Annotated in this window: 1 rRNA gene; it reads left to right on the top strand. The window is 56.9% G+C overall.

Annotated features, from left to right (window positions below):
* Window positions 1–524: ribosomal RNA gene (locus tag BG482_RS39970) — 23S ribosomal RNA — on the top strand; the annotation flags it as partial.

Genomic DNA, 524 nt, shown 5'->3' with positions numbered 1-524 from the left:
GCCGGTAAGTGAGAGCGCGGCAGTGAGACTGTGGGGGATAAGCTCCATGGTCGAGAGGGAAACAGCCCAGAGCATCGACTAAGGCCCCTAAGCGTACGCTAAGTGGGAAAGGATGTGGAGTCGCAGAGACAACCAGGAGGTTGGCTTAGAAGCAGCCACCCTTGAAAGAGTGCGTAATAGCTCACTGGTCTAGTGATTCCGCGCCGACAATGTAGCGGGGCTCAAGCGTACCGCCGAAGTCGTGTCATTCACACAATAGGGCCAACGCCTGTGTGGATGGGTAGGGGAGCGTCGTGTGCCGGGTGAAGCAGCACCGGAAGGTAGTTGTGGACGGTTCACGAGTGAGAATGCAGGCATGAGTAGCGATACACACGTGAGAAACGTGTGCGCCGATTGACTAAGGGTTCCTGGGTCAAGCTGATCTGCCCAGGGTAAGTCGGGACCTAAGGCGAGGCCGACAGGCGTAGTCGATGGATAACCGGTTGATATTCCGGTACCCGCTGTGAAGCGTCAAACACTGAACC

Origin of the sequence: Streptomyces sp. LUP30, assembly GCF_001746365.1 — a bacterium.
Lineage (GTDB): Bacteria > Actinomycetota > Actinomycetes > Streptomycetales > Streptomycetaceae > Streptomyces.
This window is presented reverse-complemented; position numbering and strand designations above follow the sequence as displayed.